The organism is Bartonella sp. AA168HLJHH, from assembly GCF_042197365.1.
Classification (GTDB): domain Bacteria; phylum Pseudomonadota; class Alphaproteobacteria; order Rhizobiales; family Rhizobiaceae; genus Bartonella.
In genome coordinates this window covers 15684-36404 of the sequence record NZ_JBHIRS010000003.1, presented here as the reverse complement: position 1 = coordinate 36404, position 20721 = coordinate 15684, and the positions used below count along the sequence as shown (strand labels likewise).

Here is a 20721-nt window from a genome sequence, read left to right as displayed (position 1 = left end):
AAGCCATTATTTTTTTTGCAATGCTTACAACTTAAGGAAAGAAAAGAAGAGTGTTTTCTATTAACTTCATCTTCTTTATTTAAATTTCTATAGGGAGGTAGAAGAAATTTTAAATAACAATTTGCAATTTATAAATTATTTTTGCAGCTATTTAAAAGGAAATTGGAACTTTAAAAATGGGAGTTGTTTTGTTTATTATTCAATTGAACTCTTAATAATGCAAACTTTATAATTTATAATGAATCATCTCGTATGTTGAATGAGAAATTTGAATACAATAAGATTCTTTTAGCTCAAACTCATCTAATATAATAAAAAATATTTACTTACATAATTCAAACGAGAGTAATATGTGGATAAAAAACATTAAAAAAAATAAATAGAAGTGTTTCTATGAGCTATTTTAATACAAAAGCATGAATTTTTTTCACAATTAATAAAAATAATTATTACCGATTTTGTACCTTTATGAAACTATGAAAAATAAAGGAGTTAAGAAAAAGATAAGGAAATAGAAAACATGCTTTATCATTCTTAGAATGATACGTTGTTTGATAAGCCATTACGCTTCTTTAGGGTTATTGCTTAGGATATCAAAGAAAACTCGCATGCCAATTATCCCAACCTTTGAAGTACAAAGCTACAGTTGAAAAAAAAGCATTCTATGATGAGCCATTAAAACAACTGGAGAGAGAAAGTGGAAAAAATATCTTTTTCCACTTTCTTATTTGTTATTGGATTCGACCACTTGCATGAGCAAGCATAGTATAAACTTTTCCGGTATCTGATATCAAGTACTTGCGAACTGAGTTGGAAGAGCCAGAACTGCGCGATATATCACGTAAGAGCTTTTCGAAATCTGTAACATATTGATTCACTGAACGTTTAAACCCAAAATCGCTCATATATTTTTTCTTAATCATTTCAAATATTTTTTGTCCATTTAAGGTATAAAGGCGTTCTGTTACGATGTTTTTTTGTCCACGTTGATAATGATCCCATAGCTCAACAATGGCATTGTGATTAATAGCTTGCACTATACCAGAAGCTAATGAATTAAGAGAGCAGTTTGCAGGAGATGGTTTTGTTTGCACTGATGTTAAAACATCATCACTAGGGGGAGCATCATAAAATGTTTCTTCACGTGAAGCTCTTTCTAAGAGATTTGATACCCATTTATTTGGTCTTTTTTTGCTTTGATCTTGTTGCAAAATAGGCTTAGGTGGCACAATCTTTTTAACAGACTCAGTGGAACTGTCACTTTTTTGATTAAACATTGATGATGTAGGAAATGCTGACATTAGCTGTTTTTGTGCGCTCTTTTGATCATTTTGTATAACACTGACTAAATCTTGTAACGCTGTAATCTGTTCATTCAAAGCTGTGCGAATTGTTTGCGTTGTTTCTTTTGTTTTTTCTGGAAGTTTTTTTACATTTTCATTGATATCATTATTAATCTTTGAAAGCTCTAAACGAACTTCATCAGCGGAGCGACGTATATCTTCTGCTGCTTCTGAAAAACGCGTTGATGCTTCACTAACAAGCTTATTAAGTGATTGTTGGAATGAATTTGTGGAGTTACGCGCATTCTTATCAGAGCGTTCAAGTGCTAAGTTGAAGATTTTTTCATAATGCCCAATCATTTGATTAATTTCATGAGACTTTGAAACAAGAGCATCGCTTAATACAGAAAGCGTATTATGTTTTTCTTCAAGTGTTGCACTAAGTGAATTTTCAGACTGTTCAAGAACATGAATAGTTTGGGAAAGTGTCTTTGCATGTTCACCAAAACTGCTCGTTATATGATTAATTTGTTCAAAGGTACTCTTTGAAAGTCCTTGCAGAATTTCAACATTAGTATTGAGCGCTTGATTTGAAGCTGACAAACGCTCTGCTACTTGGTCCGTGTTGCGGAAAAAATTATTCGTACTCTCATTAAACTGCCCATCAATATTTTGAACAGCCGATAATAAAACATTACTATTTTCCTGAAAATTGTAAATTGATTGATTCAACTGTGTTAAGATGGATGAGACATTATTAACAAGCTCTTCCTTCATAATCGTTATTGTTTGAAGTGTTTCAGAGTTAGCTTTGGTTAAGCTATTCACTAAAGATTCATTATGCGCATAAATTCTTTGTTCAGCATCTTGTGTGGAAAGAGAGAGTTGTTCACCGATATGCTGTGTTAAAGAATCAATTGATTCTGTCGTATTTTGCGCTGCTTGATTTAAGTGATTTGTAAGCTCTGTTATTTTTCCAACATGTTGTGAAATTTGTGTTGTTGTTTGATTTCCAGCATCTTCCAGACGGCTCGTTACATCAGAGAGCTGATATCCTAAATTATTTTTAAGATTTTGCATAGAGTGATGAAGAACATCACAGCGTTCATTAAGAACTTGTTCTATTGCTGTTGTTGATGTGTGAATAGTTTCATTCAATAATGCTTGTGCATTATGGCTGGCTGTTGCGAAAGCTTCGACAGTATGCGCTGTTTGTTCAGACAGAACTGACAGAACTTTTTCACTGGTATCATAAACAGTTTTTTTGACATTTGATACAATGCGATTGCCTGATTCTGAGAGAATATTTTCTGCTTGTGCAGTAACATTTGTAACAGATGAAAGAATTTGTTCACTCGTAGAAGAAAGAATATCAGAAGCTTTTATAATCTTATTATGCAGGTTAGCTGTCACTGTATTAACAGAGTCTTCTAAGGTTACACGCATATTGTCAACACTGCTTTCCAGCGCTTGTTGAATTATCTGACTTTGCTCATTACTAATCATGAGAGACGTTTTTAATGTGTCAGAACGTTCCTCAATAACAGATGTTTGCATATCAATGGCTTCACAGATTTGGCTAAATTTTTCAGATAATGTTTCCTCTAGCGTTGTTGTCCGTTCAAAAATTTTGTGTGCACGATCTTCTAGATCTGTATCGAATGATTCCATACGTGTTTCAAGGGTTTCAAAGAAAACACCACTCGATTGAGAGAGCGTATTTTTTAAAATTTCGGCATGGCTTTCAAGGTTTTTGATATGATCTTGAACCGTTTCAGTAATGTTTTTATTATTGGCGACAATTGCACTCTCAACTAAATCTATTTGTTGTTTCAATGCAACATCGACACGTATATCACTTTTTGCAATGAGATTATGGATTGTTTCCATGCGTTGTTCAAGTGTGCGTGCTTGATCGGCAAGAACTTCATTGAGAGAAAAACTATTAATCGCTAAAGAATCGCGCAGAGCATCGGCACGGATATCAATATTTCTCGCTTGTGCTTCTAAAGCATCTTGGGTTGTATTACAACTTTGTACAATGACATCTTGTAACTTTTCAGTGCATTGGATGATGTTTGTAATATGATTTTCAGCTTGTTTATCAACGACTTGAACATTATCAGCCAAAACTCTTTCAATATGAGAAGTATTTTGGGACAAAACATCAATTTGATTTCTTAATGTATCCGCAATTTTATTTTTCTCGTTATCGAGCATGTCTGCCATAAGAGCTCGTTGATCAGAAAGTTGTACTTTAAAATCTTGTGAACGTTCTTGTATGATATCAACAATGGCATTGTCGACATATTGAATTTCTTCTCTCAGACTTTCTTTACTTTTATCAATTGCAGAAAGAATAGCTTCACGTCCATTTGTAAATGCATGGGTAATGTCTGCTGTTTTTTCTTGGAGGTTCTCATTTATTTTCAAGACATGAGCTTCCAAGAAGTTACCAAGTTTTTCAGCATTATCCTCTAAAGCCTGACTGCGTTCTATAAAGGAATCAATGATGGAATCACTATGTTCTTTAAGAGAAAGATCAACAGTTGCTAAACGTTGTTCAAAGGCTCCAATTGCTTGCGAGGTTACGTTATCAAATTTAGAAGAGAGTTTATGTGCTTGGTCGTCGAGCTTTAAGATCTTCTCATCAAAATTCTGTAGAGATTGATTATTACGATCAATAAGAGCTTTATCCAAGGCTTTAAACTTTTCATCAACAGCGTGCAAAGTTTGATCTGTTACTGCTTGTATATGTGTTGCAATTTTAGCAACATGTACTTCTGCTTTTTCAGCTGTTTCATTAAAAGTTTTTTCTATTTGTTTTTCATTATGATCAAATCGTTTTGCAAAGCCATCGAAGTTTTTTCCTAATTCATGAAAAAATTCCGTGTTTTTCTGCTGAATTTGTGTTGTTGTTTTGTTAAATTTTTCAACAAGCTGATTTGTTACGCCATCACCAGCATAGGAAAGTTTTTCAACGAGGTCTTCGCCTTGTTTTTGTAAAGTTTGAGAAAGGGTTTGTGCAAGCTTTTCAACATTGGTTACAATGTTAGAGGTAACCAAACCAAATTCATCACTCAGTTGTTCTTGGGTTCCTTTAATTGTTGATTGTACGCGATCTGCATGATTCAAAATGGCTATACGTTCGTTACTTAATTCTTTGATTAATGTGTGAATGCGTGATTCATTCTCAGCATAGGCTTGTTCTAGATTGTGAACTTCACCTTGTATGATTGCTTCAAGTTCAACAGCACGTCCGAGAGTACGTTCAATACCTTCGTTCATTGCCGCTACTTCTTCACGAATGGTTTGCCCTATAGCAATAGCTTGTTTTTCAGATAGATGTTGTGGTTCACTAAGGCGCTGTGCAGCATTGGTCATAAGAAGCGCAATATTATGCAAGTCGTTTGAACGTTTTGTTAATTGAGCAACGCCCCAAGATATAAGGATAGGAATTGCTGTTCCGGCTGCTACAGCAAGTCCTGTTGGGGAGGTAACAAAAGTGCTGATATTGGATAAGGAGCTGAGTCCGGTAGGTGCGAGCTTATGCGCAATAAAAGCTCCTCCCGTTGCCCATAAAGCACTAAGCGCTGTTGTGTACCAGTAGACTCGAGAGGAAGAACGCTGCTTGAATGGTCCAAAATTTACAGGGGTTGTTATATCATCATTTGCGGGAAGAAGTTTTGTAGGCAATAATGTATTATGAACAGTTCCACCTGAAATATCAGGTGAAGGTTTTGGAGCAAAAAGCTGTTCAACAACGGATTTATCAATAACAGCTTCATCATGAATATTAGAAACAAAAGTTGACGTACCGTTTTCAGCAAAAAATTCTTCTTCTGCCATTGCAATTTTTTGAATCAGATCATCGACATTAACAACATTTTCAGAATTATTGGATGATATCGTTTCAAATCCTGTGTCATCGAAATCAAAGTTCATAGCTTTTGTGAGGGCTTCTTCAACTTCAACTTCAAATGTTTGCAATTTTGTTCTGCGTGCCATACTCGCCTCGTACTCTTACAGCCGGAAAAGGGATACGTCCTCTTCCACATAATTTCTACATACTAGCTGTTAATTATTTAGAAAGGAATATGCTTAGGGAAAAATTTTAAAAACTTATCAAGATAAAGTTAACGCGGTTTCTTGTACCCTGTTTAAAAATATTATAAAATATAGTAAAAACAATTTATTATTTAAATCTAACTAAAACAAAAATACTGTTTACAACTTGTGTTTATAGAAAGCTTTATAAGCCGGCAGTCTTTGAAATAAGGACAATTTAATAGCGGTTATATATACAGTAAGGTGCGAATGCCTTTCTTTAATATCGATAATCGTTAATAAATGTTGTTGTCCGCTTACTTTTATTGATTCTAAACGAAGCAGATTCATCATCACATATAGTCCGTAATAGCTTAGGATGTATAAAAGTATCCCTTTGAATTGTAAGCTCATAAAAAAGTAAACGTAGAAAAATTTTTAATTTAATATAGCTTTTCGTAAGTTGTACTTTATTATTGTCTTAAAGAGCCGTTTTTTCTCTAATTTCAGTTGTTTGTTGCTGAATTTTTAAGCTTCTACGTTGACAATTGGATATTTTTCAGTCGATATGCATGCACGAATATTTTTATGCAATCTAGATAAAGGTGTAAGAATAATGGCAGAGCGATCACAACACCTGCAAGATGTGTTTTTAAATACGGTGCGTAAGCAAAAAATTTCCCTTACAATTTTTCTTGTCAATGGCGTTAAACTCACGGGTATTGTAACTTCATTTGATAATTTTTGTGTTCTTTTGCGCCGAGATGGACACGCGCAATTGGTTTATAAGCATGCTATTTCTACGATTATGCCTGGACAGCCTGTACAGATGTTTGAGGGTGAAAGTCCTGAGTAAACATATCATTTTAAGATAGACCTCTTATCCCATTTAAAAGTACTTAGATTGCTATGATAAATGAAAATGAGAGATTAGGAGGGGTATTTTCGCAGAATACAGAACAGGTGCGCGCACTTGTTCTGATACCGATTTTTCAAGAAAATAGAAGTGAAAGCTCTTTGAGAGAGTGTTCTATATCTTCTCGTGTTAAAGAATCATTGGGGTTAGCGCGTGCTATAAGGTTAGAAGTTGTTAATTATGAAACGATTAATATTGCAACGCCTCGCTCTGCGACTCTCTTTGGAAAAGGTAAAGTAGATGCGTTAACCTGTTATATAGATGAATATTCTATTGAGCTTGCGATTGTAGATCACTTTTTAACGCCAGTACAGCAGCGTAATTTAGAAAAATTATGGAATTGCAAAGTTATCGATAGAACGGCTTTGATTCTTGAAATTTTTGGGGATCGTGCACGAACAAAAGAAGGAGTTTTGCAAGTAGAGTTAGCGCGTTTGTCCTATCAAAAAGGGAGGCTTGTGCGGAGTTGGACGCACTTGGAAAGGCAACGGGGGGGGCGTGGCTTCCTAGGTGGACCTGGTGAGACGCAAATTGAAGCAGATAGGCGTCTTTTACAAGAGAAAATTATTCGTATTCGCCGCGAATTGCAAACGGTTATTAAAACACGTGCACTTCATAGAGCAAAAAGGAAAAAAACATCTTATCCTGTTGTAGCAATGGTAGGATATACGAATACAGGAAAGTCAACTCTTTTTAACCGTTTAAGCGGTGCAGATGTTTTAGCAAAGAATATGTTATTTGCAACGCTTGATCCGACTTTGCGCAAAGTTGTGCTTCCCCATGGAAAAACTGTTCTTTTGTCTGATACTGTAGGGTTTATTTCTAACTTGCCAACGAATTTGATTGCAGCTTTTAGAGCAACCCTTGAAGAAGTGGTTGAAGCAGATCTCATTCTTCATGTAAGAGATATGTCAGATCTTGATCATCGAGCACATGCCCAAGATGTTTTAGAAGTGCTTTCAAGTCTTGATATCGATATTGATGATATGGAGCATATCATAGAAGTTTGGAATAAGATTGATATGTTAGATGAGCAAGCATTGAATGTTTTACAAACAAGCGCAAAGACGCGATTAAATCCTGCTCTCATGGTATCAGCACTTAAGGGGGATGGACTCGATCAATTATTAAGAGCCATTGAAAAGCGAATTTTTGGAGAGGTGCAAAGCATTGAATATCTTTTACAACCTCATGAAATGTCGCTTATTGATTGGTTTTATGAAAACTCTGCGGAAATAGTGCAAGAAGGGCATGATGATGGGTCTATTACCATTAGAGCGGTTGTTACTTCTGAAGCAAAAAAACAACTAGAGAGCCTCAAAAAAAATATGAATTAAGTTCTTTAAAGCTATTGTTGAACATTTGTGCTTAAATTTTATATTTTTATTATCTCAAAATAATATGACAGCAAGTTAAGAGGATAGTTACTACTTTCTCTTAATAAAACAATATGAAGAAGTATTTTGCTGGTTAAAATAAAGATGAGTCTTACATGTAATAAAAGACTATTCGTACGTACCGTATGGCGAAGCATTTTGATTGTTTTGCTATTACAAATGCTATGTGTATCTTTGATTTGGTTGTATTATTTTGTCCAGCCCCGTGGTTACCAAGCAACTTTAACATTTTCATTATCTGATTCTGTAGGAAAGCCATTACCAATTAAAAAGCAAGACAATGTTATCGCCTTTTTGTTTTCACAGCCTATGTTCTTCAATGATTCGAATTTTTCTTTAAGTGCTTCTTATAAGAAAAAAAATCATGAAAATATCCGTTTATCGCGTCATGGTGATTTTATCGATCTTACTTTTGAAGCCGAGACACTTGAAGCAGCTCAACGTGGGTTGGAAACTTGGTTTTCCGCATTTTCACAAGCAATCATAAAACAGAAACAATTCTTGTTAAATGATAAATTAGAAGACAAACAATATGATAATATTGCAATCCTTAATATCGTGCAGGAATTTCGTAAATCTATTGATTCTTTTATTCAGCGTGGTGTAAAACAAACAGAGCTTTATGATCTTTCGATGCAATTAACGCAAGCAACTTTAAAACGTATTCATTTAACAAGTTTGAATTCAACGATTAACATGATGCGTGAAAATGGGCAGTCTTTACTGTCTTTATCGTTTATTGCAGGCAATTCAGCAATTGCTGCTCTGGAATCTAAACGTGATCTCTTGGAAACACAAAGAGCACATATGGCTGCACAATTAGGGTGGACACATCCTCAAATTAAAGCGATGACTGCAGAATTAGAGACAGTTTCTCATCAATTAAAAAATAAAATTTTACAAATCGTTTATCAAGTTCATTCAGATGAGGTTATTGCAACGGAATTAGAAAAACAGCTTCAAAAAAGGGTGAGTTTTTTTGTAAAAGATCAATCCCAATCTTTGAATGAAATATTTAACGAGTTTGAAAATAAAATAAAAGCAGCAGTCGATGCCCAAAATGAAGCGATGAGCAAGTCTGCTCAACGAAGAGAAAAAATTATTGATTCATATCGGAGATTGAGTGATGATCCTTTTCTCTTACAAAATACAAATATCCACGTGGTCGTGCCAACAACGTTAGCACCAATTTCTTTTATGGCTCTTTATGGAAAAAATATTCTTGTGAGTGCATTGGCCAGCTTCCTTACTCTTTTGCTAGGAATATTGTTATTCTATCCGTGCTTTAAAAGGAAAAAAGACCAAATCTCAGAAGAGGATTTGAGATCAAAAGAAAATGGTCTTAAGAAGAATGAGAGTATTTTAGTCTCTCAAGAAATGAAAAATTTTGAAGCTTTTATTACGATAGAGGGATTATCTGATGTTTTGAAATGGCGTGCTTCAACCATTATTTCAATCATTGGACCAGAAGCTGCACGGACAGCGGCAAAGCTTTCACTTCATCTCACAAAAGAGAACAAAACAATTTTGTTGGTCGATATTTCTGGTCAACAAATAGAGAAAGTCATTGGCCCACATCGCGGACTGAGTGATATTTTAACGGGCAATGCCAAGTTGCATGATGTTATTTACCGTGATTATGATACGGGGGTTGATATTCTTCCTCAGGGGTTAACAAGTGCTATTTCAGCACAAGATTTTTCAAATGATATTTTTCATATATTACAAGAATTTAAAAAAGAATATGATTTTATCATCCTAGAGATGGCAAGCGAACCAAAATATGGGGTTGAGCAATTTGCAGAGCTAACAGACTATTATATTTGTAATACTGTTCTTAATGAACAAGAATGGATGATGCGTATGGTAGACAGCTTTCCAAAGACTGTTTATCGCGTTGTAGCATCATAAGCTTCGTAAAAAAGAAATATGTATCGCATGTTATAGTGGTACGCTTGTTTTTTGCTAAAATTGTAGTACATACTAAAATAGACAAAGAGTTAATGTTTAAATTTTAAAATGCATTTTAGTTGGAGAGAAGCGTGGGGCAATCAGATATGGCAATAAAGAGATTAAACAATAGCATTTTAACGCCTGTGCAAAAGGAAAATAGAAAACATATACAGGTGTGGCTTTACTCTATTTTATTGCTTTGTTTGGCAATTGTCTTAGTAGGTGGCGCTACTCGTTTGACGGGATCAGGATTATCTATAACGGAATGGAAGCCAATACACGGCGTTATTCCACCGATTGGTGAGGATCAATGGCAAGAGGAATTTTTAAAATATCAACAAATAGCACAATATAAGCTGCTTAATCCTGATATGACCTTAAGTGCTTTTAAGGTCATTTTTTGGTGGGAATGGGCGCATCGTGTTCTTGGGCGTCTTGTTGGTCTTGTCGCTTTATTGGGGCTCATTTGGTTTTGGGCGACTAAGCGTGTTGAAAAAAATATCTTACTCCCGCTTATTGTTGTACCTATTCTTATCGCCTTTCAAGGCTTTATTGGTTGGTGGATGGTTGCTTCAGGGATTGGGCAAAGTAATTTAACAAGTGTGAGCCAATATCGTTTGGCATTTCATCTTATAACGGCATGTTTTGTTATTGTTTTTGTTACTTATTTATCTCGAGGGCTTGCAGAATATTCAGAAAAGCCAGCAAATAAAAAGGTGCAATATTTTGCGGCATGGCTTGTTATTCTCGTCTTGATAGAGATTTATTTCGGAGCTTTGGTTGCAGGGCTTCATGCTGGAAAAGTCTATAATACATGGCCGCTTATGGATGGGCAGATTATTCCTGATGGATTGTTGCAGCATCGTCCTGTTTGGCTTAATTTATTCGAAAATTCCTTAATGGTTCAATTTATTCATCGGTTTTTTGCTTATTTTTTATTTATTGTCTCAGTTGTTCATGCTTTCTATGTACAAAAAAATGTTCCACATTCAACTCATTCTCGTCGTGCATTTCTTATTTGTGTTATGATTATTATCCAAGCAGTCTTGGGTATCTTAACAGTGTTACATGAGGTTCCGATAAGTTTAGGGCTCATTCATCAAAGTATGGCACTAGCCGTGTTATGTTTTGCGGTTGCACACTGGCGAGCAACGAAAGGGGCATATCGCGTTGTTGAATAAAAGTTTGTGGGTAGGGAGGTTTAGTCGCTTGCAAGCATTAAATCGAGGTTCTGGATAGCTGCAGCTGATGCGCCTTTTCCTAAATTATCGAATATGGCGCTGAGATTAAAAATACCTTCACGATCATTTCCAAATACGAACAGTTTCATACCATCTTTATTGGCTAAACACTCTGGATTAAGTCTTTCAAGTGAAACAGTTTCTTCTTGTGATGCAACTAAAATGGTATTTTGTCCATCGTAATGGTTTGCAAGAATTTCGCGCAAATCAGAACAGTTTGCTGATTTTGTGAATAAATGGCGATGCAGAGGAAGATTCACAATCATTCCTTGGGGAAAACGACCCACACTTGGTATAAAAACTGGGGTTTGATTGATTTGTCCATAGATCTTGATTTCTGGCACATGTTTGTGTTCAAGATTAAGACCATAGATAAAATAATTGCCCTGAATATTTTGTTGAGATTGATTTTCCATTTGTAAAATCAACTGTTTTCCACCACCGGTATAGCCGGAGATTGCATTAATCGAGATGGGATAATCGGCGTCTAGCAGTCCTGCTTCACGGAGTGGGCGAATCAAACTAATGGCACCGGTAGGATAGCATCCGGGATTGGTTATATAATGTGCTGCTTGGATGCGCTTTCTTTGTCCTGCTGTCATTTCAGGAAAACCGTAAACCCAGTCTGGTGCAACACGGTGGGCTGTCGAGCTATCAATAATCCTAATGTTTTTATTTTTTTGAAGCCAATGAACCGTTTCGCGTGCAGCATCATCTGGAAGACACAAAATAGCAATATCGGCTTGATTAAGATAGTCTTGTCGCAGATGAACATTATGGCGATCTTTATGAGCAAGAGAGAGTAGTTTTAAATCTGTACGCCTTTCTAAGCGTTTTTGTATTTGTAGTCCGGTTGTGCCATGTTCACCATCAATAAAAACTTTGGTTAGCATTCTTATTTGCCTTCGTATTAACTTTGCCTATTATATTCAGCTTTTCACATTATAAATTATTTTTAATCATTAAATTATTGAATTTCTTTAGATTATAGATATTTTTTGTAAAAGGTGTAAACAAATAAGAGTGTAAAAAAAGAAATGTAATCTCATTTTTTACTATTCTCGAGAGGAAAGTTTTTCGCTGTTTTTATAACAAAGAATAAGATAAATATTTGCCTCATTATTTTTGAGTGTAAGTAGTTTAAAATGTTTGGTTTGCATGGTTTGCTGTGTTATCGTTCTTTGACTTTATTTTTTTATGTTAGGAATGTGTTTTATGACTCAGCAAGAAAATGACGCACAAAAGCGCTTTTTTAATGATAATTTACAAACTGTTGATGGTGCAATTTTTGACGCAATTAGAGGGGAGTTTGAGCGTCAACAACATGAAATTGAGCTGATTGCTTCAGAGAATATTGTTTCAAGAGCGGTCCTTGAAGCGCAAGGGTCTGTTTTAACCAATAAGTATGCAGAAGGTTATCCAAGAAAGCGCTACTATGGTGGGTGTCAATTTGTTGATGTCGTTGAAGATTTAGCTATTGAAAGGGCAAAACAGCTTTTCGGTGCTGCGTTTGCGAATGTACAGCCTAATTCTGGTAGCCAAATGAATCAAGCTGTCTTTTTAGCTTTACTTCAGCCTGGTGACACATTTATGGGGTTGGATTTAAATGCTGGAGGTCACCTTACGCATGGTTCACCTGTTAATATGTCAGGAAAATGGTTTGATGTTGTTTCCTATGGTGTGCGTCAAGAAGATCAGATTATTGATATGGATGAGGTTGAGCAGCTTGCAAAAGAACGTAAGCCAAAACTTATTATAGCAGGGGGCTCATCTTATCCACGGCTATGGGATTGGAAACGATTCCGTGAAATTGCAGATGAAATCGGTGCTCATTTACTCGTTGATATGTCTCATATTGCTGGTCTTGTTGCTGGTGGCGTGCATCCTTCACCTGTTCCACATGCGCATATTGTAACAACAACAACACATAAGTCGCTTCGAGGTCCTCGTGGTGGTTTAATATTGACAAATGATGAGGCTTTATCCAGAAAAATTAATTCTGCAATTTTTCCTGGTCTTCAGGGTGGTCCTTTAATGCATGTGATTGCCGCAAAGGCTGTTGCGTTTGAGGAGGCTTTGCGTCCCTCTTTCAAGAGTTACAGTGCCAATGTTGTCGCTAATGCGAAAACTTTAGCAAAAACATTACAGGGTAATGGTTTTAATATTGTTTCTGGTGGTACAGATAATCATTTGTTGTTGGTTGATTTACGTTCCAAAAATCTAACAGGTAAACGTGCTGAATTGGCTTTGGGACGTGCTCATATTACCTGCAATAAAAATGGCATTCCTTTTGATTCTGAAACGCCATCTATAACATCGGGAATTCGTTTGGGATCACCTGCTGCCACGACGCGTGGTTTTTTAGAAAAAGAGTTTATTCAAGTTGGTCATCTGATTTCAGAAGTTCTTGATGGTCTTCGGAGTGCAAAAAGTGATGAAGATAATCATGCCGTTGAAATGGCTGTTGAGAAAAAGGTAAAAGATATAACGAATCAATTTCCTCTTTACTCTTATCTTACCACTCGTTAAGGATACAAAGGATGCGCTGTCCTTACTGCCAATATGAGGATACACAGGTCAAAGACTCTCGTCCAGCAGAAGAGGGGGCAGTGATTCGCCGCCGCCGTGTGTGTTCCGTTTGTGGTGGTCGTTTTACAACTTTTGAACGTGTTCAGTTGCGTGAGCTCTTGGTTGCTAAAAAAAGTGGACGATGTGAACCCTTCGATCGTGATAAGTTAATGCGATCAGTTGATGTGGCTGTACGTAAGCGCAATATTGATCCTGATCATATTGAACGAGCAATTTCTGGCATTGTACGCCAGCTTGAAAGTTTGGGAGAACCAGAGATTTCTTCAGAAAAAATTGGGCATCTTGTGATGGAAGCATTGAAAAGAATTGATGATATTGCTTATATTCGTTTTGCTTCTGTGTATCGAGATTTTCGTAATGCAAGCGATTTTCACGATGTTATAGATGAATTGTCAAAGGGTATCGCGGATACAGAATCTCGTTTTGATGAATAAAAAAGTGCAAGATGAACGGTTTATGGCTGCAGCTATTCGTTTAGCAGAACGTCATGTCGGTCTTACAGGTGAGAATCCTTCCGTTGGTACGTTAATTGTGCGAAACGATAATGGTGCTGTGGGGGCTTTTATTGTTGGCTATGGCGTAACAGCTATTCATGGGAGTCCTCATGCGGAAGTGCAAGCTTTACACATGGCAGGTTCTTTGGCTCAAGGAGCGACAGCTTATGTTACTTTAGAACCTTGTGCGCATTATGGAAAAACTTCGCCGTGTGTGAATGCGCTTATTGATTCAGGTGTTTCTCGAGTTGTTGTTGCGCTGACTGATTGTGACAAGCGTGTTGATGGTCATGGTATTGCTCTTTTGCGAGCGGCGGGTATTGAAGTGGTTGAGGGCATTTTAGCTGAAGAGGCTTTTGAATCCTTATGGACGCATTGGTGCATAAGGAAGATACAACGCTGTGCGGTCACTTTTAAAATGGCAATTTCTGCCGATAATGGTGTTGGAAAAAGAGAGAAGGGCAGCGTAAAAATTAGTGGAACACTTTCTCATGCCCATACGCATATTCTACGTGCTCAAAATAATGCTATCCTCGTTGGTATTGGTACTATATTAGCAGATGATCCACAACTCAATTGCCGCTTGCCAGGGATGGAGATGCGCTCACCAATTCGTATTATTTTGGATGCAGATTTATCTATCCCCCTTGATGCAAAAGTTGTCCAAACAGCCATAAAAATTCCTACATGGGTTATTTGTGATGTGGATATTTCAAAGAAAAGCAAAAAAAATGCATTGGAGCAATATGGTGTGTCTGTTTATTCGGTCGAGATGAATAATGGTTGTGTAGAACCCTTTGCTCTTTTACAGATGCTTTATAAACATGGGATTAATAGTGTTTTATTGGAAGGGGGTGTCAAGACAGGGGAAAAATTTTTGAATGCTGGTTGTGTTGATCATTTGATATGTTTTCATACCCCCATTGTTTTAGGCAAAAATCGTATTGAAGCCCCTCATTTTGGAAATTATCTCTCGCAGTTTCATGAGATTGAGACAAGAATGTTTGGAAATGACCGTTTTTATAAGTGGAGACGTAAGACATTATGTTCACAGGAATTATAACGGATATTGGTTGTGTTGAAGATGTTCAACCTTTAAAGCAGGGGATTCGTTTAAAGATTTCTACCCGCTATGCTATAGAAAGCTTAGCAATTGGGGCGTCAATTGCTTGTTCAGGAATTTGTCTGACAATTGTAGAGCGAGGATTAAAGCAAGAAGATTCCAATTGGTTTGTTGTCGAGGCGTGGGAAGAAACATTACGTTTAACGAATCTTGTACAATGGATAAAAGGAACTTTTGTTAATTTGGAACGTTCGCTTCGATTGGGTGATGAAATGGGAGGACATTTAGTTTCTGGTCATATTGATGGTTTGGCTGAAATCATTGATCAAAAAAATGAAGGGGATGCAATTCGCTTTTATTTAAAAGTTTCAAGACAATTTATGCCTTTCATTGTTAATAAGGGATCTATTGCTCTTAATGGGACATCTTTGACTGTTAATGGTGTTGAGGATTGTGTTTTTGATGTTCTTATTATTCGCCATACACTTGAAATGACAACGTGGGGACAAGCTAAAATTGGAGATCGGGTCAATTTGGAAATTGATCAACTTGCTCGTTATGCTGCAAAGCTTTTTACTTTAAAAAGAGAAGGTGAATAAGCCAACACTCTATTGATTGTTTTCAGAATTTTATGCTTTATAACCTTGATTTTTTTGATTCGTTTTTTGTGGAATTCCATTATGATGAAAGAGATACGTAAAAAGCCTCACGTATTGATTGTTGAAGCACGTTTTTATGAGGGGATTTCTGATGCGCTTTTGAGAGGTGCAGTGAATACTTTGCAAAAAGCTGAAGCGAGTTATGATGTTGTAACGGTTCCTGGAGCATTAGAAATACCAAGTGCAATAGCTTTTGCTGAACAAAACAAGATATCGTATGATGGTTATGTTGCTCTTGGTTGTGTTATTCGGGGTGAAACATATCACTTTGAAATTGTTGCTAATGATTCTTGTCGTGCATTGATGGATTTAACTGTTCATCAGCACTTGGCTATTGGAAATGGTATTTTGACTGTTGAAAATGAAGAACAAGCATGGGTGCGTGCAAAACTAGATGATAAAAATAAAGGTGGTTTTGCGGCTGAAGCTGCTTTATGTATGATCGCTCTAAAAAAGAGATTTGGAGATAATCGTTAAATATGGCTGATATAAAAAGCAGACATTTTTCGCGTTCAGCCAATAAACGTGGAGCAGCAAGACTCGCTGCAGTTCAAGCACTCTATCAAATGGATATCGTGGGTTCGGGGGTGATGGAAACGGCAGCTGAGTATGAGGCTTATCGTTTGGGAAAAGATATTGATGGAGACCAATATCTTGAAGCTGATTTTCAATGGTTTTTGGCTATTATAACGGGTGTTGTAAAAGATCAAAAGCAGCTTGATCCGCTGCTTCATCAACAGCTTTCTGCAGAGTGGTCTCTTTCACGTCTTGATTCTATATTGCGAGCAATTTTACGAGCAGGTTTATGGGAGTTGATCAACCGTAAAGATGTTCCCGTTGCAGTTGTCATGAATGAATATGTTGACATAGCAAAGGCGTTTTTTGAAGGTGATGAGCCAAAACTTGTTAATGCAGTTCTCGACAGTATGGCAAAAAAAGTCCGTCTCTAAGAGCTACAAATCCCCCTATTATAGATCTGATATTATCAGACCTATAATATTGAAACGGTATGCAGACTATATAATTTAGTTATGGGGTGGCAAATTCGCAGGGCCTTTTATAATTTGAATTAAGAAAGGATGTTCTTTCGTTACAGTTGGCGTTGTTTGTGTAATAAAATCAAACACTTGACCGTCTTGTAATCCGTAATTTGCAACTTTTGCAACCTGATTATTTTTATTGAAGTAAATGGCTAAAACTTTGCGATCAATAATCTTTGTTTTCATAAACTGCATCCCACGATAACGTGTCTGTGAGATGTAATAAAAAACTTCATTATCATATTTTGTTTTTAATGAAGGGGTCCCTAAAGTTAAAAGAACTTGCTCTTGACTTGAGCCAATAGAGATAGAACTTAGAGCATTTTTATCAAGAACATAGCCCTCTCTATAAATTTGGCTCGAACCTGAAGAATCAAGAAGGCTACACCCAGCAAGCATTCCTATGCTTGCTATTGATAGACCAATCAATAATTTACGTTTGATTAAGGCTATTATGTGAGGCATTTGAAACAATGGTATCTCCTTTTTATACTGAGATGTAGGACAAGAAGGCAACCTCAAGTTTTTTCTAATTTTAACTTAATCTACCGTAGCTTACACTGAGTTTCCCTGTTATAAAGTAAATTATGCCATATAGAATTTCTTTAGAAAAGAAAAAAATGCATAAATACTTGAGATAAATAAAAACATAGTGCTTTACACGTTTTTATGTTTGGGAGTTGTCAATGAATGTTCAAAATGTTCCTCAAATGACATTTGCTTTGGCTTATCCAATATCTGTACGTTCTCTACCTGCTAAAGGTATAAGGGTTCATTTTTGTGCAAACAAAAAAGAATGTACACATTTAGCCCAGAACCATGATTTAATTGAAGTAAAATCTTGTGAGGGAAAATTCCATATTTTCCCGTGGAAAAAACGCGGAGTGCGTATAAAAGGTCTGTTGCAAGCGCGTATACTACAGTTATGTGTTGTTACATTAGAACCATTAGAAAATATCCTTTGTGAAAATATTGAGGTTGTTTTTGTTCCTGAAGATTCAAATTTGATGAAGCCCCAAATATCAGAGGATACAGGGGAATTGTTTTTAGATGTGGAGGGGCTTGATACTCCTGAAGTGTTTTATGATGATAAAATTGATATTGGCGCAATCATGGAAGAGTTTTTTGAGTTGTCTATTAATCATTATCCACGTAAAGAAGGGATAAAGATGAATATGGTTGAAAATTTAGAAGAAGCAGAGCGAAAATTCTCTCCATTTTCTGTTTTGAAAAATTGGAAGTGATTGTAAAAACATACAAAAAATATCTATTGTATGCTAAACGGTATTTTCTGCGGAGCGATTTTCGCAAGATGTGCTGTGTGAGTATTCAGGAGCCAAAAATCATAATATGTATTTAAAGATGTAAATGAAAAGATGTGGGATATGCAAGCGTGATTAGAATTTCTGTGGATGTCATGGGCGGTGATTACGGTCCAGAAGCAGCTATTGCAGGAGCAGCAATTGTACAAAAATATTTATCAAATATTTATTTTCTATTTTATGGAGTAGAGGAGGCTGTTCGTCCGGTTTTAAAAAAATATCCCTGTTTGGATTCTGTATCGCGCTTTTGCCCTACAGAAAGTTATACACGCATGGATGAAAAGCCAAGCCAAGCACTTCGTAATGGACGTGGTAAATCATCAATGTGGTACGCCATTGAAGCGGTAAAAAATGGTGAAGCTGATGCTTGCATTTCTGCTGGTAATACGGGTGCACTCATGGCCATGTCTTATTTTTGTTTGAAAATGCTTGCAGAGGCTGAACGTCCTGGTATTGCGGGTATCTGGCCAACGCTGCGCAGTGAGAGTATTGTTTTAGATATTGGAGCAACAATTGGTGCCTCTGCTAGTCAGTTGGTTGATTTGGCGGTTATGGGAGCAGGTATGTTTCGCGCTTTATATCACACTGAAAGACCAAGTGTTGGGCTTTTAAATGTGGGGGTGGAAGAGGTTAAAGGACTTTATGAAATAAAAAAAGCAGGAATGATATTGCGTGAAGTGCAATTAGAAGGATTGGAATATAAAGGATTTGTTGAGGGCAATGACATTGGAAAAGGAACAGTCGATGTTGTTGTGACAGAGGGGTTTTCTGGTAATATTGCTTTAAAAACCGCAGAAGGAACCGCGCGACAGATAGGAGAGATTTTAAACTCTGCAATGCGCAGTTCTTTTTTAACATCTCTTGGTTATTTTTTATCACGGGGTGCTTTTCGTATACTGAAACATAAAATGGATCCTGATAGGGTGAATGGAGGAGTGCTTTTAGGTTTGAATGGTGTTGTTATAAAAAGTCATGGCAGTGCTAACGCTAATGGCTTTGCTTCTGCTATCCGTGTTGGTTATAAAATGGTTAATAATGGACTTTTACAAAAAATAACGGCTGATTTACGGCGATTTCATGAAAATAAAGAAACACTTTTTGACCAAGAAGATGAAGTGGTGATGAATGGAGAGTCCTTATGATAAGCTCTTATAATAGAAATAAAAAATTTGAAGAAAAGGTAAGAGCTGAATGATTCGGTCAATTATACGTGGTGTAGGAAGTGCTTTGCCGAAAAGAAGTTTATCAAATGAAGAGATTGCAAAGTTTGTTGAAACGTCAGATTCATGGATTGTTCAGCGTACAGGAATACGCCAACGTTATATTGCCAGTGAAAATGAAACAACTGTTTCTTTAGGAGTTGAGGCTGCGCAAGCAGCACTTACAAATGCTGGTTTAACAATAAAAGACATCGATTGTATTATTTTAGCAACGTCCACCCCGAATCGTACTTTTCCTGCTTCTGCTGTTGAAATTCAGCATGCTTTGGGAATGAGCCATGGATTTGCTTTTGATATTCAAGCTGTTTGCTCTGGTTTTATTTTTGCTTTAACAACAGGAGATTCTTATTTACGGTGTGGGGGAGCTAAAAGAATTTTAGTTATTGGATCCGATACATTTTCTCGAATTTTAGATTGGGAAGATCGTACGACATGTGTATTGTTTGGTGATGGTGCTGGTGCTGTTATTTTGGAAGCACTAGAAACTGCGGGGGGTATTGCTTTTGAGCGTGGTATATTGTCTGCGAAATTGCGTTCTAATGGTGCTTATATAGATAAGCTATATGTTGATGGTGGACCTTCAACAACACAAACGACAGGCTATTTGCGTATGGAAGGACGAGAAGTTTTTAAATATGCTGTTGGTATGATAACGGATGTGGTTGATGATTGTTTTGCAGCTGCAGGTATGGATTCTTCACAACTAGATTGGTTTGTACCTCATCAGGCTAATAAGCGCATTATTGAAGCATCTGCTAAAAAGCTGGGAATTTCACTAGATAAAGTTGTGATTACCGTTGATCAACATGGTAATACGTCTGCTGCATCAGTTCCGTTGGCTTTAACAACAGCTGTTTGCGATGGAAAAATAAAAGAAGGAGATCTTATCATGTTAGAAGCCATGGGAGGTGGATTTACATGGGGAGCAATTCTTATTCGTTGGTAAATTATGGCTACTTGACCATATTTCAAGAAAACGTATAAGTCATTTTGTAATTTTTAATATTTTAATAGGTGGTTATAATGACAAGTAAGACAGTAACGCGTGCAGATTTAGCGAGCGTAGTTTGTAAAAGAGTGGGCTTGTCACATACTGAATCAGCAGCTTTAGTCGAATTGGTTTTGGATGAGATTTGCAACTCACTTGTAAGAGGTGAAGCGGTTAAATTATCTTCTTTTGCAACTTTTCAGGTTCGCAGTAAAAATGAACGTGTTGGACGCAATCCAAAAACAGGTGTTGAAGCACCGATTCCGCCGCGACGTGTTGTGACGTTTAAGGCTGCCAATGTCCTTAAACAGAGAATTTTAGATTCGCATCGTGCAAAACAGAAAAAATGATATCTCATAAATAAATGCCATGGTATGTTTGGTATTTGTTAAAGAAATGTATAAAATAAGGGTCTTTATTTTTTAGAAAAAGACTGGTGAGTAAGGTATCAATGATGGTCTTATTTTTGACTAATCTTGTTGAGAAATTGAGACAGAATGAGTCATTGT

Annotated in this window: 17 protein-coding genes; 14 read left to right on the top strand and 3 right to left on the bottom strand. The window is 36.5% G+C overall.

Translation table 11 applies throughout. The annotated features are described in order from the left end of the window. Positions 1-731: 731 nt before the first annotated feature. Complete coding sequence (locus tag ACFINM_RS03200) at positions 732-5291, bottom strand: hypothetical protein (protein WP_375640379.1); 4560 nt, start codon at positions 5289-5291, stop codon at positions 732-734. Positions 5292-5946: 655 nt separating this feature from the next. Here ACFINM_RS03200 and hfq point away from each other — a divergent pair. The 4 genes from hfq (at position 5947) to ACFINM_RS03180 (ending at position 10777) form a co-directional block, all read left to right on the top strand. Further along, the gene (gene hfq / locus ACFINM_RS03195; protein WP_005773461.1) at positions 5947-6186 is read left to right on the top strand and encodes an RNA chaperone Hfq; all 240 of its coding nucleotides are present in this window, start codon (positions 5947-5949) and stop codon (positions 6184-6186) included. Positions 6187-6239: 53 nt separating this feature from the next. Continuing rightward, positions 6240-7583, top strand: coding sequence for a GTPase HflX (hflX, locus tag ACFINM_RS03190; protein WP_375611565.1), 1344 nt, complete (start codon positions 6240-6242; stop codon positions 7581-7583). Positions 7584-7727: 144 nt separating this feature from the next. Continuing rightward, entirely contained in the window at positions 7728-9554 is a 1827-nt protein-coding gene (locus ACFINM_RS03185) for a hypothetical protein (protein ID WP_375611566.1), read from the top strand. Positions 9555-9700: 146 nt separating this feature from the next. Then, a complete protein-coding gene (locus ACFINM_RS03180; RefSeq protein WP_375640538.1) occupies positions 9701-10777 on the top strand; it encodes a COX15/CtaA family protein in 1077 nt (358 codons plus the stop codon). Between the two features lie 20 nt (positions 10778-10797). On the opposite strand, the gene argC is transcribed toward ACFINM_RS03180, so the two are convergent. Next, positions 10798-11730, bottom strand: a complete 933-nt coding sequence (argC, locus tag ACFINM_RS03175; protein ID WP_375621303.1) for an N-acetyl-gamma-glutamyl-phosphate reductase — start codon at positions 11728-11730, stop codon at positions 10798-10800. A gap of 322 nt (positions 11731-12052) precedes the next feature. On the opposite strand from argC, the gene glyA reads away from it, so the two are divergent. The 6 genes from glyA to nusB all read left to right on the top strand — a co-directional run bounded on the left by glyA (position 12053) and on the right by nusB (position 16592). Further along, on the top strand, positions 12053-13366 hold the full coding sequence (glyA, locus tag ACFINM_RS03170) for a serine hydroxymethyltransferase (RefSeq protein ID WP_375621302.1): 1314 nt from the start codon (positions 12053-12055) through the stop codon (positions 13364-13366). 11 nt (positions 13367-13377) lie between these two features. Beyond that, the gene (gene nrdR / locus ACFINM_RS03165) at positions 13378-13860 is read left to right on the top strand and encodes a transcriptional regulator NrdR (protein WP_375611570.1); all 483 of its coding nucleotides are present in this window, start codon (positions 13378-13380) and stop codon (positions 13858-13860) included. After that, on the top strand, positions 13853-14983 hold the full coding sequence (gene ribD / locus ACFINM_RS03160) for a bifunctional diaminohydroxyphosphoribosylaminopyrimidine deaminase/5-amino-6-(5-phosphoribosylamino)uracil reductase RibD (protein WP_375613062.1): 1131 nt from the start codon (positions 13853-13855) through the stop codon (positions 14981-14983). Before nrdR ends, ribD begins: the two co-directional genes overlap by 8 nt. Beyond that, on the top strand, positions 14965-15582 hold the full coding sequence (locus ACFINM_RS03155; protein WP_375621301.1) for a riboflavin synthase: 618 nt from the start codon (positions 14965-14967) through the stop codon (positions 15580-15582). The genes ribD and ACFINM_RS03155 overlap by 19 nt, the downstream gene beginning before the upstream one ends. Positions 15583-15663: 81 nt before the next feature. Further along, entirely contained in the window at positions 15664-16119 is a 456-nt protein-coding gene (locus ACFINM_RS03150) for a 6,7-dimethyl-8-ribityllumazine synthase (RefSeq protein WP_375621300.1), read from the top strand. Positions 16120-16121: 2 nt separating this feature from the next. Continuing rightward, entirely contained in the window at positions 16122-16592 is a 471-nt protein-coding gene (gene nusB / locus ACFINM_RS03145; protein WP_375621299.1) for a transcription antitermination factor NusB, read from the top strand. A 75-nt stretch (positions 16593-16667) separates the two neighbouring features. On the opposite strand, the gene ACFINM_RS03140 is transcribed toward nusB, so the two are convergent. Next, positions 16668-17147 carry an outer membrane protein assembly factor BamE gene (locus ACFINM_RS03140; RefSeq protein ID WP_375607172.1) on the bottom strand — a complete coding sequence of 160 codons (480 nt, stop codon included), beginning with the start codon at positions 17145-17147 and terminating at the stop codon, positions 16668-16670. A gap of 221 nt (positions 17148-17368) precedes the next feature. Here ACFINM_RS03140 and ACFINM_RS03135 point away from each other — a divergent pair, with 221 nt between their 5' ends. The 4 genes from ACFINM_RS03135 (at position 17369) to ACFINM_RS03120 (ending at position 20562) form a co-directional block, all read left to right on the top strand. After that, entirely contained in the window at positions 17369-17926 is a 558-nt protein-coding gene (locus ACFINM_RS03135; protein WP_375611573.1) for a DUF177 domain-containing protein, read from the top strand. 149 nt (positions 17927-18075) lie between these two features. Continuing rightward, entirely contained in the window at positions 18076-19146 is a 1071-nt protein-coding gene (gene plsX / locus ACFINM_RS03130) for a phosphate acyltransferase PlsX (RefSeq protein ID WP_375611574.1), read from the top strand. 49 nt (positions 19147-19195) lie between these two features. Then, entirely contained in the window at positions 19196-20170 is a 975-nt protein-coding gene (locus ACFINM_RS03125) for a beta-ketoacyl-ACP synthase III (RefSeq protein ID WP_375640375.1), read from the top strand. Positions 20171-20247: 77 nt separating this feature from the next. After that, positions 20248-20562 (top strand): integration host factor subunit alpha, encoded by a 315-nt coding sequence (locus tag ACFINM_RS03120; RefSeq protein ID WP_273791377.1) that lies wholly within the window; start codon positions 20248-20250, stop codon positions 20560-20562. Positions 20563-20721 lie beyond the last annotated feature (159 nt).